Origin of the sequence: Pseudomonas sp. Leaf127 (assembly GCF_001423155.1) — a bacterium.
Classification (GTDB): Bacteria; Pseudomonadota; Gammaproteobacteria; order Pseudomonadales; family Pseudomonadaceae; genus Aquipseudomonas; species Aquipseudomonas ovata.
Genome location: NZ_LMOA01000021.1, coordinates 919704 through 934565 on the forward strand (window position 1 = coordinate 919704; position 14862 = coordinate 934565).

General features: G+C 63.2%; 14 protein-coding genes and 3 tRNA genes. 11 read left to right on the forward strand and 6 right to left on the reverse strand.

Going from position 1 to position 14862, the window contains the following annotated elements:
* Positions 1-135 precede the first annotated feature (135 nt).
* From ASF84_RS17525 to uvrB, 5 genes are all read right to left on the reverse strand, one after another.
* A tRNA-Ala gene (locus ASF84_RS17525) sits at positions 136-211 on the reverse strand.
* Positions 212-229: 18 nt separating this feature from the next.
* Positions 230-305 (reverse strand) — tRNA-Glu (locus ASF84_RS17530).
* 69 nt (positions 306-374) lie between these two features.
* Positions 375-450, reverse strand: a tRNA-Ala gene (locus tag ASF84_RS17535).
* A 179-nt stretch (positions 451-629) separates the two neighbouring features.
* On the reverse strand, positions 630-2111 hold the full coding sequence (gene gltX, locus ASF84_RS17540; protein WP_056840070.1) for a glutamate--tRNA ligase: 1482 nt from the start codon (positions 2109-2111) through the stop codon (positions 630-632).
* Positions 2112-2255: 144 nt separating this feature from the next.
* Positions 2256-4271, reverse strand: a complete 2016-nt coding sequence (gene uvrB / locus ASF84_RS17545; protein WP_056840071.1) for an excinuclease ABC subunit UvrB — start codon at positions 4269-4271, stop codon at positions 2256-2258.
* Positions 4272-4581: 310 nt separating this feature from the next.
* On the opposite strand from uvrB, the gene ASF84_RS17550 reads away from it, so the two are divergent.
* From ASF84_RS17550 to ASF84_RS17590, 9 genes are all read left to right on the forward strand, one after another.
* Positions 4582-5778, forward strand: coding sequence for an amino acid aminotransferase (locus tag ASF84_RS17550; RefSeq protein WP_056840072.1), 1197 nt, complete (start codon positions 4582-4584; stop codon positions 5776-5778).
* A 268-nt stretch (positions 5779-6046) separates the two neighbouring features.
* Entirely contained in the window at positions 6047-7273 is a 1227-nt protein-coding gene (locus ASF84_RS17555; protein ID WP_056840073.1) for a PepSY-associated TM helix domain-containing protein, read from the forward strand.
* Positions 7270-7812 (forward strand): hypothetical protein, encoded by a 543-nt coding sequence (locus ASF84_RS17560; protein ID WP_056840074.1) that lies wholly within the window; start codon positions 7270-7272, stop codon positions 7810-7812. Before ASF84_RS17555 ends, ASF84_RS17560 begins: the two co-directional genes overlap by 4 nt.
* Positions 7809-8132 (forward strand): hypothetical protein, encoded by a 324-nt coding sequence (locus ASF84_RS17565; protein ID WP_056840075.1) that lies wholly within the window; start codon positions 7809-7811, stop codon positions 8130-8132. The genes ASF84_RS17560 and ASF84_RS17565 overlap by 4 nt, the downstream gene beginning before the upstream one ends.
* Complete coding sequence (locus tag ASF84_RS17570) at positions 8129-8713, forward strand: DUF6162 family protein (protein WP_056840076.1); 585 nt, start codon at positions 8129-8131, stop codon at positions 8711-8713. Before ASF84_RS17565 ends, ASF84_RS17570 begins: the two co-directional genes overlap by 4 nt.
* A gap of 35 nt (positions 8714-8748) precedes the next feature.
* Positions 8749-9678, forward strand: a complete 930-nt coding sequence (locus ASF84_RS17575) for a metal ABC transporter substrate-binding protein (protein ID WP_056840077.1) — start codon at positions 8749-8751, stop codon at positions 9676-9678.
* On the forward strand, positions 9675-10427 hold the full coding sequence (locus ASF84_RS17580) for a metal ABC transporter ATP-binding protein (RefSeq protein ID WP_056840078.1): 753 nt from the start codon (positions 9675-9677) through the stop codon (positions 10425-10427). The genes ASF84_RS17575 and ASF84_RS17580 overlap by 4 nt, the downstream gene beginning before the upstream one ends.
* On the forward strand, positions 10427-11326 hold the full coding sequence (locus tag ASF84_RS17585) for a metal ABC transporter permease (RefSeq protein WP_056840079.1): 900 nt from the start codon (positions 10427-10429) through the stop codon (positions 11324-11326). Before ASF84_RS17580 ends, ASF84_RS17585 begins: the two co-directional genes overlap by 1 nt.
* Entirely contained in the window at positions 11327-12274 is a 948-nt protein-coding gene (locus ASF84_RS17590) for a metal ABC transporter solute-binding protein, Zn/Mn family (RefSeq protein ID WP_056840080.1), read from the forward strand.
* A 53-nt stretch (positions 12275-12327) separates the two neighbouring features.
* Here the strand turns inward: ASF84_RS17590 and ASF84_RS17595 are convergent, their stop codons facing one another.
* Positions 12328-12849 (reverse strand): SgcJ/EcaC family oxidoreductase, encoded by a 522-nt coding sequence (locus ASF84_RS17595; RefSeq protein WP_056840081.1) that lies wholly within the window; start codon positions 12847-12849, stop codon positions 12328-12330.
* A 172-nt stretch (positions 12850-13021) separates the two neighbouring features.
* On the opposite strand from ASF84_RS17595, the gene ASF84_RS17600 reads away from it, so the two are divergent.
* Both ASF84_RS17600 and ASF84_RS17605 read left to right on the forward strand, forming a co-directional pair.
* On the forward strand, positions 13022-14209 hold the full coding sequence (locus tag ASF84_RS17600; RefSeq protein ID WP_056840082.1) for a sensor histidine kinase: 1188 nt from the start codon (positions 13022-13024) through the stop codon (positions 14207-14209).
* Positions 14206-14859, forward strand: coding sequence for a response regulator (locus ASF84_RS17605; RefSeq protein ID WP_056840083.1), 654 nt, complete (start codon positions 14206-14208; stop codon positions 14857-14859). Before ASF84_RS17600 ends, ASF84_RS17605 begins: the two co-directional genes overlap by 4 nt.
* The last annotated feature ends 3 nt before the right edge of the window (positions 14860-14862 follow it).

The following is a 14862-nucleotide window of genomic DNA, read 5'->3' on the forward strand; positions in this document are numbered from 1 at the left end:
CTAGGGGACTCGAACCCCTGTTACCGCCGTGAAAGGGCGGTGTCCTAGGCCACTAGACGAAGGGGACAAACCTTCTTGATGACCGGTTACCCGGTCGATTCACGGTCATTGCTGGATGACCCTGAACCTTCAAATTGGTGGAGCTAAGCGGGATCGAACCGCTGACCTCCTGCATGCCATGCAGGCGCTCTCCCAGCTGAGCTATAGCCCCGAATTTAACGCCCTGCGNTGGCGTCCCCTAGGGGACTCGAACCCCTGTTACCGCCGTGAAAGGGCGGTGTCCTAGGCCACTAGACGAAGGGGACAAACCTTCTTGATGACCGGTTACCCGGTCGACTCACGGTCATTGCTGGATGACCCTGAACCTTCAAATTTGGTGGAGCTAAGCGGGATCGAACCGCTGACCTCCTGCATGCCATGCAGGCGCTCTCCCAGCTGAGCTATAGCCCCACATCAGTGGACGGGGCGCATGTTAAGAGTGTTTCGGAACTCTGTCAAATTTATTTTTGAACAAAATCAAAAAAAATTTCCCATATAACAACCACTTACCGCCCTCACCCAGAAGAAACACTGGATTGATGACCGCCGGAACCCCGTTTTTACGGGGCCCGGCCGCCATTACTGGCGCATCAACCGATGGTGCCCAACAGCTTTTCCCATTCCTTGTTTTCTTTCTTCGACACGCCGCCCAGCAGGTCAAGCGCCTGGCGCAGGCGGAAACGGGTCAGGTCCGGCCCGAGGATTTCCATCGCATCGAGCACTGACACCGAACTGGCCTGCCCGGTGATCGCGGCAAACATCAACGGCATGGCATCACGCAGCTTCAGTTGCAGATGGTCGACCACCGCCTGGATGGTGGCGGTGATGGCATCCTTGTGCCACTGACGCAGCGACTCCAGCTTCCACAACAGCAACTGCATCAATTGGCGCACCTGCTCGGGCGACAGTTTCTTGTGCTCGAACAAGGCAGGATCAGGATTGACGCCCCCGGCGAAGAAGAAACCGGCCAGCGGTGCGACCTGGCTGAACGTCTCGACCCGACCCTGCACGTGCGGGGCGATCTGCATCAGGTACTGCGGGTTGAACGCCCATTTCTGCAAGCGGCTGGCAAATTCCTCGACCGGCAGCTCACGCAACCACTGGCCATTGAGCCAGGACAGCTTCTCGACATCGAAGATCGGTCCGCCCAGGGAAATGCGCGACAAGTCGAAGTGCTCGACCATTTCCTGCAAGGTGAACTTCTCACGCTCGTCAGGCATCGACCAGCCCATGCGGCCCAGGTAGTTGAGCATGGCCTCGGGCATGAAGCCCATGCGCTCGTAGAAGGTCACCGAGGTCGGGTTCTTGCGCTTGGACAGCTTGCTCTTGTCGGGGTTACGCAGCAGCGGCATGTAGCACAGCTGCGGCTTGTCCCAGCCGAAGTACTCGTAGAGCAGGATCAGCTTGGGCGCCGAAGGCAACCACTCTTCGCCACGCAGCACGTGGGTGATGCCCATCAGGTGGTCATCGACCACGTTGGCAAGGAAGTAGGTAGGCAGGCCATCGGCCTTCATCAGCACCTGCATGTCCATGCGGTCCCATGGAATTTCCACGTCGCCACGCAGCAGGTCAGGCACCACGCAAACGCCTTCGCTGGGGACCTTCATGCGGATCACATGCGGTTCGCCCGCAGCCAGGCGACGCTGCACCTCTTCAGGCGGCAGCAACAGCGCACGGCCGTCATAACGCGGGGTTTCACCCCGCGCCTGCTGTTCGGCACGCATCTGGTCCAGCTCTTCGGCAGTGCAGAAGCACGGGAAGGCATGGCCCATTTCCACCAGCTGATCGGCGTATTTACGGTAGATGTCGCCCCGTTCGCTCTGTCGGTACGGACCGTGCGGGCCACCGACATCCGGGCCTTCGTTCCACTCGATGCCCAGCCAGCGCAGCGCATCGAAGATCTGCTGTTCGGACTCGCGGGTCGAGCGCAACTGGTCGGTGTCTTCGATCCGCAGGATGAACTCGCCGCCGTGCTGTTTGGCAAAGCAGTAGTTGAACAAGGCGATGTAGGCGGTGCCAACATGAGGATCGCCGGTGGGCGAAGGCGCGATGCGGGTACGAACGGTGGTCATGGATAATCCCGGATAGGTCGATCAAACGACGAATCTTAGCAGGCCAGACGGCAGCTGCGTAGGACCGGCTTCAGCCGGGAAGCAGACGCTGCCAGTCCCGTGTCGCACCCTTGGCAGCCCAGGCGCCGGGCCGTCCAGCCACCCTCAAACCTTCAACAACCGCTCACGCAGCTTGGTGATCTCGTCGCGCATCTGGGCCGCGGCCTCGAACTCCAGGTCGCGGGCCAGCTCGTACATCTTCTCTTCCAGTTGACGAATGCGCTTGGTGATCTCGCTGGGCGAACGCAGTTCGTTCTCGGCCCGGGCCAGTTCCTCGGCCGCCTTGGCCGCGCCCTTGCGTTTCTTGCTGCGCGCCCCCGGCACGGTGGCCCCTTCAAGAATGTCGGCCACGTCGCGCGATACACCCTTGGGCGTAATGCCGTTTGCCAGGTTGAAGGCAATCTGTTTCTCGCGGCGCCGTTCGGTCTCGCCAATGGCCCGCTCCATCGAACCGGTCATCTGATCGGCATAAAGAATGGCCCGGCCATTGAGGTTGCGCGCCGCCCGGCCGATGGTCTGGATCAGCGAGCGCTCGGAGCGCAGAAAGCCTTCCTTGTCGGCGTCCAGAATGGCCACCAGGGCCACTTCAGGCATGTCCAGGCCCTCACGCAGCAGGTTGATGCCCACCAGCACATCGAATGCCCCCAGGCGCAGGTCGCGGATGATTTCGACCCGCTCCACTGTGTCGATGTCCGAGTGCAGGTAACGCACGCGCGCGCCATGGTCGCCCAGGTAGTCGGTGAGGTCCTCGGCCATGCGCTTGGTCAGCGTGGTGACCAGCACCCGCTCGTCGACCGCCACGCACTTCTTGATTTCCGAGAGCAGGTCGTCGACCTGGGTCAGCGCCGGGCGGATCTCCACCAGCGGGTCGACCAGCCCGGTCGGCCGCACCACCTGTTCGATCACCCGCCCGGCATGCTCGGCCTCGTAGTTGCCAGGGGTGGCCGAAACAAAGATGGTCTGCGGGCTGATGGCCTCCCACTCGTCGAAGCGCATCGGCCGGTTATCCAGCGCCGAGGGTAGGCGAAAGCCGTATTCGACCAGGGTTTCCTTGCGCGAGCGGTCGCCTTTGTACATGGCACCGACCTGCGACACGCTGACGTGGGACTCATCGATCACCAGCAACGCGTCGGCCGGCAGGTAATCGAACAGGGTCGGCGGCGGCGCACCGCTAGGCCGGCCGGACAGGTAGCGCGAGTAGTTCTCGATGCCGTTGCAGTAGCCCAGCTCCAGCATCATTTCCAGATCGAAGCGGGTGCGCTGTTCCAGGCGCTGGGCCTCAAGCAGCTTGTTGGCACCGCGCAAGTATTCCAGCCGCTCCTGCAGCTCGACCTTGATGCCCTCGATGGCCTCCAGCAGCGTTTCACGCGGGGTGACGTAGTGGCTCTTGGGGTAGAAGGTGAAGCGCGGCAGCTTGCTGATCACCTCGCCGGTCAGCGGGTCGAAGGCCGACAGGCTCTCGACCTCGTCATCGAACAACTCGATGCGGATCGCCTCAAGGTCCGACTCGGCCGGATAGACGTCGATCACATCGCCACGCACCCGGAAAGTGGCGCGGGCAAAATCCATGTCGTTGCGGGTGTATTGCAAGTCTGCCAGACGGCGCAGCAAGGCACGCTGGTCGAGTTTGTCGCCACGGTCGATGTGCAGGACCATGCGCAAATAGGTTTCAGGGCTGCCCAGGCCGTAGATGCACGACACCGTGGTGACGATGATGGCGTCCTTGCGTTCCAGCAGGGCCTTGGTGGCCGACAGGCGCATCTGCTCGATATGGTCGTTGATCGAGGCATCCTTTTCGATAAAGGTGTCCGACGACGGCACGTAGGCTTCAGGCTGGTAGTAGTCGTAGTAAGAGACGAAATATTCCACGGCGTTATTGGGGAAAAACGCCTTGAACTCCCCATACAGTTGCGCCGCCAGGGTCTTGTTCGGCGCCAGCACCAGCGTCGGGCGCTGCACCTGGGCGATGACGTTGGCGATGCTGAACGTCTTGCCCGAGCCGGTCACGCCCAACAGGGTCTGGTGGGCCAGCCCGGCCTCGATGCCTTCGACCATCTGCCGGATGGCTTCAGGCTGGTCGCCAGCGGGTTGAAAACGCGTAACGAGCTGAAACTCGGACATAGCCTGCCTCTTGAGGTAAAAAGCGCCAGGGGCTGCGACCCTGCGCAGCGCCCGCAAGACGCCTGGTCTATTCAAATGGAGCCGGGCGCGTGTCTTTTCAAGACAGCGCCAGAACCCGCTATTACAGCATTGAGGCCTGGCACCCGGCATCGTTCGGCAAGAATTTTGAAATATCCTGAAAAAACCCTGACCACCCAGTCGCCGTGCCGCACACACCTCACTATACTGACTCCCCGTTTATGCACAGCTTTGGGGCATTCGGACCGGGCGTGCATTTCCCACTCTCCCCTACTCAGAGCCGCCGCAAACAATGAGCCTGTTCTCCGCTGTCGAAATGGCCCCACGCGATCCTATCCTGGGCCTCAACGAAGCCTTCAACGCCGACACCCGCACCGACAAGGTCAACCTGGGCGTGGGCGTCTACTGTGACGAAGACGGGCGCATTCCCCTGCTGCGCGCCGTGGCCGAAGCCGAGAAGATTCGTGTCGCACAGCACGCCCCGCGCGGCTACCTGCCGATCGATGGCATCGCCGCTTATGACCTGGCCGTGCAGAAACTGCTGCTGGGCGCCGACTCGCCACTGATCGCGTCCGGCCGGGTGCTGACCACCCAGGCCGTGGGCGGCACCGGCGCGCTGAAGATCGGTGCCGACTTCCTCAAGCAGCTGCTGCCCGGTGCTGTCGTGGCCATTAGCGATCCGAGCTGGGAAAACCACCGTGCGCTGTTCGAGACCGCCGGCTTCCCGGTCCAGACCTACCGCTACTACGATGCCGCCAGCCATGATGTAGACCGCGCCGGCATGCTCGAAGACCTGCAGAACCTGCCCCAGGGCTCGATCATCGTCCTGCACGCCTGCTGCCATAACCCGACCGGCGTCGACCTGAGCCTGGACGACTGGAAAAAAGTCCTGGAAGTGGTCACCGCCAAGGGCCACGTGCCCTTCCTGGACATGGCCTACCAGGGCTTCGGCAAGGGCATCGACGAAGATGCCGCCGCCGTGCGCCTGTTCGCCGATTCGGGCCTGACCTTCTTTGCCTCCAGTTCGTTCTCCAAATCGCTGTCGCTGTATGGCGAGCGTGTCGGCGCGCTGTCGATCATCACGGCGTCCAAGGAGGAAACCGGTCGCGTGCTGTCGCAGGTCAAGCGCGTGATCCGCACCAACTACTCCAACCCGCCTACCCACGGCGCGATCATTTCCGCCGCCGTGCTCAATGACCCGGCGCTGCGTGCGATGTGGGAAGAGGAACTGGGCGAGATGCGCGTGCGCATCCACGGCATGCGCAAGGCCATGGTCGAGCGCCTGGCCAACAACCCGGCCGGCCAGGACTTCAGCTTCGTCAGCCGCCAGCAGGGCATGTTCTCGTACTCGGGCCTGACTGCTGCCCAGGCCCAGCGCCTGCGCAACGAGTTCGGCATCTATGCACTGGACACCGGCCGGATCTGCGTGGCAGCCCTGAACCAGAAGAACATCGACCCAGTGTGCCAGGCCATCATGCAGGTGCTGTAACGCTCAAATAGCTGCAATCGCCCGCCAACATGCGCCGTGTTGGCGGGCTTTCTTTCCCCAGGCCAGACACTTCGCTCACGCCGCAGCACCCTTCCTGACACTTCCGAAATATTTTTTTACATATTTATCGCAGCCAACGTTGCGGGTATTTCATTCTCGTTCGTCTTTATCTAGATACGACGGCTACGTCTGCTGCAGTCACGCCGTATGCAAATACATGGAGTGCGCCTTCGGGCCGCTCCACTCCGTGAATCGAGACCTCACTCCAATGTCGAAGAAATCCCGCTCAAAACTCTGGTTCCTGGTCCATAGCTGGCTGGCCTTGCCTATCTGGTTCTTTGTCCTGATTGTCTGCGTGACCGGCACCCTGGCGGTGGTCAGCAAGGAAATCATGTGGCTGGCCAACCCTGAGATGCGCGCCAACCCGCCTTCGAACGATGCGCAGCGCCTGAGCTTCGAACAGGTGCGCAACACCATCAGGCAAAACGAACCGGACCTGCACATTGGCTCGATTATCCAGCCCGATGGCGAGTATTTCGCGCTCAATGCCCGCGTGACCTATCCGGACGGGCGGGCCGTGGTCGTGTACGTGAACCCGTTTACGGGAATTATCCAGGGGACGACGCCCTCGTTCGACTTCCGCTTTTTCACTCGCGCCCTGCATGGCTGGTGGCTGGTGCCCTTTACCAGCGGCTATTCATGGGGCTGGTACCTGGTGTCGTTTCTCGGCATACCGATGCTGGTGTCACTGATTACGGGACTGGTGGTCTACAAGAAGTTCTGGAAAGGGTTCTTCAAGCCCACCCTGCGCTTCAATCAGGGCTCGCGTATTTTCTGGGGCGACTTCCACCGCTTGAGTGGTATCTGGTCGATCTGGTTCATCCTGGTGATTTCGATTACCGGCACCTGGTTTCTGATTCAGGCCATTCTGGGCGATAACCAGATCAGCCTGTCCAGTCGGGCGCCAGCCGCCTCGATCCTCCCGCACAACGCCGTGCCGCTGACCGCCGATGGCAACCCGGCTCCTACCATCAGCCTGGACCGGGCGGTGCAGATTGCCCAGGAGCGCATTCCGGGCCTGGAGGCCAGCTTCATCAGCCCGCCGTCCAATGCCTACAGCAATATGAATATCGGTGGCCGCAGCTGGTACCCGTTGATGTTCCAGACCGCTGAAATCAATCCTTACACTGGGGAGATCGCTTCGACTCACTTGCTGTCGGACCGCAACAAGATCGAGTTCGTCACCGAATCCATGCGCCCGCTGCACACCGGCGACTTCGGCGGCATCTGGATCAAGCTGATCTGGGCCTTTTTCGGTCTGGTGCTGAGCATGATGGTTCTCAGTGGCCTGCTGATCTGGACCAAACGCACCGCCCAGGCCACCCTCAACGCCCTCAAGCGCGAAGCCAAGGCCGCCCGGCCCAAGGCCAGCCCTGCATCACAAGCAGGCCACCGCCCCGCCATGGCCAGCGAAACCGCGGAGAATGCCCTGTGAGCAAGGCTGCGACTGTCCAAACCTCCTCGCCCTTGAGCCGCCTCTGGTATAAGTGGCGCTTTCATATCAACGTGCTGTTGCTGTTGATTCCGTTGGGCTTCATGCCCAGGTACTTTGCCGATACGGCCCTGTTTCGCGGCGAAAGCGGCCTGGGCCAGCGGGAAGTCGGCACGATACAAGTCGGCCCGTGGAACATGCGCCTGGCCGAGTTGCGTGAAGAAGCGCCGCGTCTGGATGGCAATCTCGGCTACATGAAAGTCTTCAATGCTTCGCTGTGCACCGAGTGCATTGACCGGATCAAGGCCACCTACCTGCGCATCGGCAAGCCGCGCAGCCTGCGCACCGCCGGGGTGATTTTCTTCGGCCCCGGCTACCGCATGGGCGCGTTCATGCAAATCCCGCCGGACACCGCCCCCGACGCCGACCTGTGGATCACCATGGAAGGCTGGGATGGCACCGTCCATCAGACCTCGATCCCCCTGTCGCAAGCCTCGCCTGCCACCGTCGCCTGGCTGAAGAAGCAAGGAGTGAAAAAATGATCAGCACTTACCTACGTCGATTTGCCACGCTGTGCCTGCTGGGCCTGAGCGGCACCGCTCTGGCACACAACCCGATCTGCGAATGCCAGCAGGTCGACAGCGAAACCATCCGCTGCACCGGTGGTTTTTCCGACGGCAGCGGGGCCGCCGGCGTGACCCTGGATGTCATTGGCTATGACGAAACCATTCTGGTGCCCGGCAAACTGGGCGACGATTCGACCCTGACCTTCAAGAAGCCGGCCGCCGAATTCTATGTACTGTTCGATGCCGGTCCCGGCCACGTCGTGGAAATCGACCAGGCGGACATCGCCTCCCGATGAGTACCTCGACCCGCCAGATCGTCCGCCCGGCCGGTGCCGGGCATGAAACCCTCTATGTCCTGCTGCTGTGCCTGCTGATCCTCGTGGTCGCCGCTGGCGTAGTCGGGCTGCGTGGTGAAAGTCATGAACCCGAGGCCATTGCCAGCCATCAACTCGATGCCAGGCGCGACCTCACCGCTGCCGAGCAAGGGATCTATGCCGACCTGCGCGTAACCCTGGATGAAATCCGCCTGCTGGCCCAGGAACAGGCCTCCCCGGTAACCGTGCAACAACTGGCCGAGGACGGCTTTGCGCCATTCGCCCAGGACGCCAGCTCCGTCGCCCGTGGCGCCCACGCCTGGCGGTTGCAAGGGCAGTCCTACCTGGGGCTGAGCCAGGCACCCGAGGTGTCGGGCTCGTTCTTGCTGCGCGGCCATTCCGGCGCCGAGCCGCATGATGATGAGCCGGCGGACATCTGGCTCAACCGCACCGCCTCCGCTGCGGCACCCGCCGAGCTGAGCGACCAGGCCCTGATTGCGGCCGGCTGGAAACAGGTCGTTGCCCAATTCGATGCCGGGGTGACCCGCCAGCATCAGCACTGAACCCACGCATTCATCGCACAGAAGATCGCCTGACCATGCCCATTTCATTCAAACGCCGCCCCATGCTGCGCGTGCTGCTGGCCGGTCTGTTCGCCGCCCTGCTCACCCCCGTGGCCAGCGCCGACGCGGCCAAGCGCCTGCGCATCGGCATTACCCTGCACCCTTACTACAGCTACGTGAGCAATATCGTCGGCGACAAGGCCGAGGTGGTGCCGTTGATTCCGGCAGGCTTCAACCCGCACGCCTACGAACCACGCGCCGAGGACATCAAGCGCATCGGCTCGCTGGACGTGATCGTGCTCAACGGCGTCGGTCATGACGACTTTGCCGACCGGATGATCCAGGCCAGCGAAAAACCGGATGTGCCGGTGATCGAGGCCAACGCCGACGTGCCATTGCTGGCCGCTACCGGCATTGCCGCACGCGGCGCCGGCAAGGTGGTCAACCCGCACACCTTCCTGTCGATCAGCGCCTCCATCGCCCAGGTCAATAATATTGCCCGCGAGTTGGGCAAGCTTGATCCGGACAACGCCAAGGCCTACACCGCCAACGCCCGCGCCTATGGCAAGCGCTTGCGGCAGATGCGTGCCGATGCCCTGGCCAAGCTGACCCAGGCGCCCAATGCCGAGCTGCGGGTGGCCACCGTGCACGCGGCCTACGATTACCTGCTGCGTGAATTCGGCCTGGAAGTGACCGCTGTGGTCGAGCCGGCCCACGGCATCGAGCCCAGCCCGAGCCAGTTGAAAAAGACCATCGACCAGTTGCGTGAACTGGATGTGAAAGTGATCTTTTCGGAAATGGACTTTCCTTCCAGCTATGTCGACACCATCCAGCGCGAGTCGGGTGTGAAGCTGTACCCGCTGTCGCACATTTCCTACGGCGAATACACCGCCGACAAGTATGAAAAAGACATGAAGGGCAACCTCGACACCGTGGTCCGTGCCATTCAGGAGAGCGGCGCATGACCGCTGCCGAACACATCCAGGTCACTCGCCAGGGGCCGGGCATCGAATTTGCCGAAGTCAGTCTGACGCTGGGCCGCACCACGATCCTGGACCGCATCAGCTTCGATGTTCACGCCGGCAGCGTGCATGCGCTGGTCGGCCCCAACGGTGGCGGCAAGAGCTCGCTGATCAAGACCCTGCTCGGCCAGATGCCGCACCAGGGCCAGCTCAGTCTGCTGTGGCCGGGCGCCCAGGGCGTGATCGGCTACGTGCCGCAGGCACTGGAATTCGATCGTGGCCTGCCGATGACCGTCGAGGACTTCATGGCTGCCATGTGCCAGCGCCGCCCGGCGTTCCTGGGGCTGTCGCGGCACTATGCCAGGCCCATTGGCGAGGCGCTGGAGCGGGTCGGCATGCAGGACAAGCGCAAACGACGCATGGGCGCGCTGTCGGGCGGCGAGCGCCAGCGCGTGCTGCTGGCGCAGGGCCTGATTCCGGCACCGCACCTGCTGGTGCTTGATGAGCCGATGTCGGCCCTCGACGAACCCGGCATCCAGGTGTTCGAGCGGCTGCTGGTCGACTGGCGCCAGAGCGGCATCACCGTGCTGTGGATCGAGCACGACCTGGAAGCGGTCAAGCGCCTGGCCGACCGGGTGACCGGGCTGAACCGCCGGGTGCTGTTCGATGAGCCCGCGCAGACGGCCCTGACGCCTGAACGGCTGTTGACGCTGTTTTCAGCCCATCCACGCAGTGCCGGGAGTGCCCAGTGATGTCTTACGAAAGCTTTCGGCTGTTCATTCAGGACCTGGCCAATTCAGGCTACCTGCCCGAGTCGCTGGCCTATGGGTTTGTGCTCAACGCACTGCTGGCCGGCCTGCTGATCGGCCCTGTGCTGGGCGGCCTGGGCACGCTGGTGGTGGTCAAGCGCTTTGCGTTCTTCTCCGAGGCAGTCGGCCATGCCGCCCTGACCGGCGTGGCCATCGGCATTCTGCTGGGCGAGCCCTACACGGGTCCGTATGGCAGCCTGTTCGGCTATTGCCTGCTGTTCGGCATCGTGCTCAATTACTTGCGCAATCGCACCGGCCTGACTCCGGACACCCTGATCGGCGTGTTCCTGTCGGTGTCGCTGGCGCTGGGGGCCAGCCTGCTGCTGGTGCTGGCCGGCAAGATCAACGTGCACATCCTGGAAAACGTGCTGTTTGGCTCGGTGCTGACGGTCAATAGCAACGACCTGTTGGTGCTGGCCATTGTCGGCGCGCTGGTCATGGGCCTGAGCCTGCCACTCTACAACCGCATCATGCTGGCCAGCTTCAATCCGCAACTGGCGGCCGTGCGCGGTGTGGCGGTCAAGGTGCTGGACTACCTGTTCGTGATTCTGGTGACCCTGATCACCGTAGCAGCGGTCAAGGTCATCGGCGCCATTCTGGTCGGCGCCCTGCTGGTCATCCCGGCTGCCGCCGCACGCCTGCTCAGCCAGTCGCTCAAGGGCTTTTTCTGGGCCTCGGTGCTGATCGCCACGGTCAGCACCCTGTGCGGCATCCTGATGCCCATCGTCTTCGACCTGCCAGTGCCATCGGGTGCCGCAATCATTCTGGTCTGCGGCGCGGCCTTCGCCCTGGCCGCCATTGCCCGCGGCACCCTGCCCAGCCTCAAGGGAAATATCGGATAAATGCCCACTTCAAACCTGCACCGCCTCGTTCTTGCCCTAGCCCTGGGCGGCCTGTTCAGCCACAGTGTGCTGGCCGCCCAGGCACAACCTGCTGTCCCTCAGGCCTCGGCGACCCCGGCAGCGACCAAGCCGGTACGGATTCTTGCCAGCCTGCCGATCACCTATGGCCTGGGGCAGATCCTGCTCAAGGACACCGGCGTGGTACTGGAACGCGCCGCTGCGGCCAACCTGCCAGGCTCGCGGCAGAGCGCCTATTTCACCGGACGCGGCGCCGAGGCGTTGCACAGGCTGGCCACGGATGCCGATGCGGTAATCGGCCTGCGCTCAATCTGGGGCGAAGACTCGCTGTACCCCAATGCGCGACGCAGCAATATCCGCATTGTCGAGATCGACGCGGCGCGCCCTGTAGACGGCGCCCTGCCCGGTGTCGCCCTGCAGGCCGAAACAGGCAGCGACGGCCTGAACAGCCAACCCTGGCTGGCCAGTCATAACCTGGGGCGCATGGCCGATGTGCTGAGCGCCGACCTGGTGCGCCTGGCACCCGAGGCCAGGACACGCATCGAAACCAACCTGGCGGCCTTCAAGCAGCAGTTGCTCACCCTCAGTGCCGACAGCGAAAAGCGCCTGGCCCAGGCCGACAACGTGGCGGTGGTGAGCCTGTCCGATCGCTTGAACTACCTGATCAGCGGGCTCAACCTGGAGCTGGTCGAGCGTCAGGTGCTGACCGATGAGCAATGGACATCCGCGGCCTTGCAGAAGCTGACCACCACCCTCAAGGACAACGATGTCGCCGTGGTCCTCGACCACCGCGATCCGCCCGCCCCGGTGAAGGCGGCCATCAGCGCAGCCGGCAGCCAGCTGCTGGTACTGGGCAGCGAAAACGATGATCCGCTGGCCGGCCTGCAACAGGATGTCGACGCGTTGCTCAAGGCGCTGAGCAAGCGCTGAATGACGACCCTGCAGGCACAAAAAAGGCGGGATCCGCCTTTTTTGTATCCCGGTCAGTGACTGGCGTGCAGCAGGGGCTGAACCTGCGGCATCGCCGAAGAATGGTGATTGAGGATCTTCCACTGCCCGTCCACCTGGGTATACAGGAAGGTATAGCGCGCCTGGACTTCACTGACCTTGCCGTCGGCAGCGGTCAGGGTAAAGGTATAGACGCCGCTGTCCATGGCCGCCGTAGGGCCCAGGCGGCGGATTTCCCGGTAATTGATGCGGCCGACCGGCTTGAGTGCCAAAAAGTGATCGAAGTAATCGGTGATTTGTGCCGGTGTCGCACGTACTTCGTTGGACACCGTTGGTTGCAGCACCGCATTGGTGGCATACAGACCGGTCACGCTTTTCGCGCTGCCGGTCTTGAGTGCGGCATTCCACTGATCGAACAGCCCGGCAATTTCACGCTCGCTGGCGTCGCTCGGCAGCTCGGCCACACTGCGGTACACATAAGGCGCGGTTTGCGCGGCCTGGACCAAAGGGGCACCGAGGGCCAGGGCCAGCGCAACAACTGTAATTTTCAATTTCATGACAGCACTCCTGCTCGTTGATCAGGGTGCTACTGTGCCCGGCATCAGCAAGCGGGCCATCGGCCAACCGGCGTCTTTTGCCTATGCCATTCGGCAGATAGGCAGGCACAGGCCCGACAGGTTCTAATAGCGTCCGATTGTCCGCACAAGCGCCCTTGCAGGAACCCCAGACATGTCCAGCCCGCCACACGATCCGGCCAGTGCCCTGGCCATCCGCGCACAGTATCGTCAGGCGCAAAGCCGCGCCGCACGCCTGCGCCTGCTGGTGGACACCGGCCAGCAACTGACCGGCCAGCCCCCTGATACCATGCGCCAGCAAGTCTTGCAGCGCGCGTGCGCCTTCGTTGCCATGGATCACGGCCTGCTGCTGGAATGGCCTCCCGGCAAGACCGCGTGTTGCACGGCCAGCCTTGGCAGCCATGAGCACCTGGGCAGCCTGATCGCACACGCTGACACTGCATTGCGCCAGCCCGCCTGGCTGGAAGCGCCGGACACACCGCTCAATACCGTGCTGCAATTGCCCCTGCGTGGCGCTGACGATCGTACGTTCGGCCTGTTGCTCCTGGCCAACAGCCTGCCCATCAGTGCGCCCGACAGCGAAGACATCGAGTCACTGCAATTGCTGGCCACGCTGCTGGCCGCCCACCTGGAAAACGACCGCCTGCTGCAGGCACTGGTGACCCGCGAGCGCAGTATGTCGGAGCTGGTGCACCGGCTGTTCACCGCCCAGGAGGACGAGCGCAAGCGCATGGCCTATGACCTGCATGACGGCCTGGCCCAGACCCTGGCCGGCTTGCACCAGCGCCTGCAAGGCTTTGCCGGGCGCTGTCCGCCGCTGCCCGCGCCGCAGGACAACGACCTGGAAAACATCCTCGACCTGGCCCGGCACTGCGTGGGCGAGGCCCGTGAGTTGATCGGCGGGCTGCGCCCCAGCGTGCTGGACGACTTCGGCCTGTGGCGTGCCATCGACAAGGAGGCCGACCGCCTGCGCGACGCCGGCATCGACGTGCAGTGGCAGGCGCGCTCACACGAGCGCTTGCCGGCCCCGGTGGAAATCGCCCTGTTTCGCATTGCCCAGGAAGGGATCAATAACGTCCTCAAGCATGCCGGCGCCCAGTGTGTGGAGCTTGGCCTGCAACGCCATCCCGAACAGGTTGCCCTGCACCTGAGCGATGACGGTTGCGGCTTCGATATCGACAGCCTGCAACCTCATCATCCCGCCCGCTCATTGGGCCTGGTCACCATGCAGGAGCGCGCCAGCCTGCTGGGCGGACACTTCAGCTATACCCGTCCGTCGGCGGGCGGCACGTGCCTGCAGACAGTCGTGCCGCTGGCACCGGCACAGGCGGTGCGCGCATGACGACGCCCCTGCGCCTGGTACTGGCCGATGACCATGAAGTGACCCGCACCGGTTTCATTTCCATGCTGGCCGGCCATCCCGAATTCGTCGTGGTCGGCGAGGCCTGTGACGGCCAGCAGGCGGTGGATATGTGCGAGGCCCTGCAGCCGGACATTGCCATCCTCGACATCCGCATGCCGGTGCTCAACGGCCTGGGCGCCGCCCGTCTGCTGCAGCAACGCATACCCGGCCTGAAGGTGGTGATGTTCACCATGGACGACAGCACTGACCATCTGGAAGCGGCAATCAGTGCCGGGGCCGTGGGCTATCTGCTCAAGGATGCGCGGCGCGACGAAATGATCGCCAGCCTGCAACGCGTGGCGCGTGGCGAGGAAGCCCTGAACGGAGCCGTCAGCGCCCGCCTGCTGCGGCGCATGGCCGAACGCGGCGGCCAGGCCGCACCGGCCCTGGAAACCTTGACGGCACGCGAGCGCCAGGTCCTGGCGCTGGTGGCCGGCGGGTGCAGCAACCGGGTGATCGGCGAACGCCTGGGCATCACCACCGGCACCGCCAAGGCCCATGTCGAACGGGTCATCGGCAAACTGGGCGCGTCCGATCGCACTCAAGCGGCCGTGCGTGGCGTGGCACTGGGCCTGGTGCCCGACCAGTGAGCC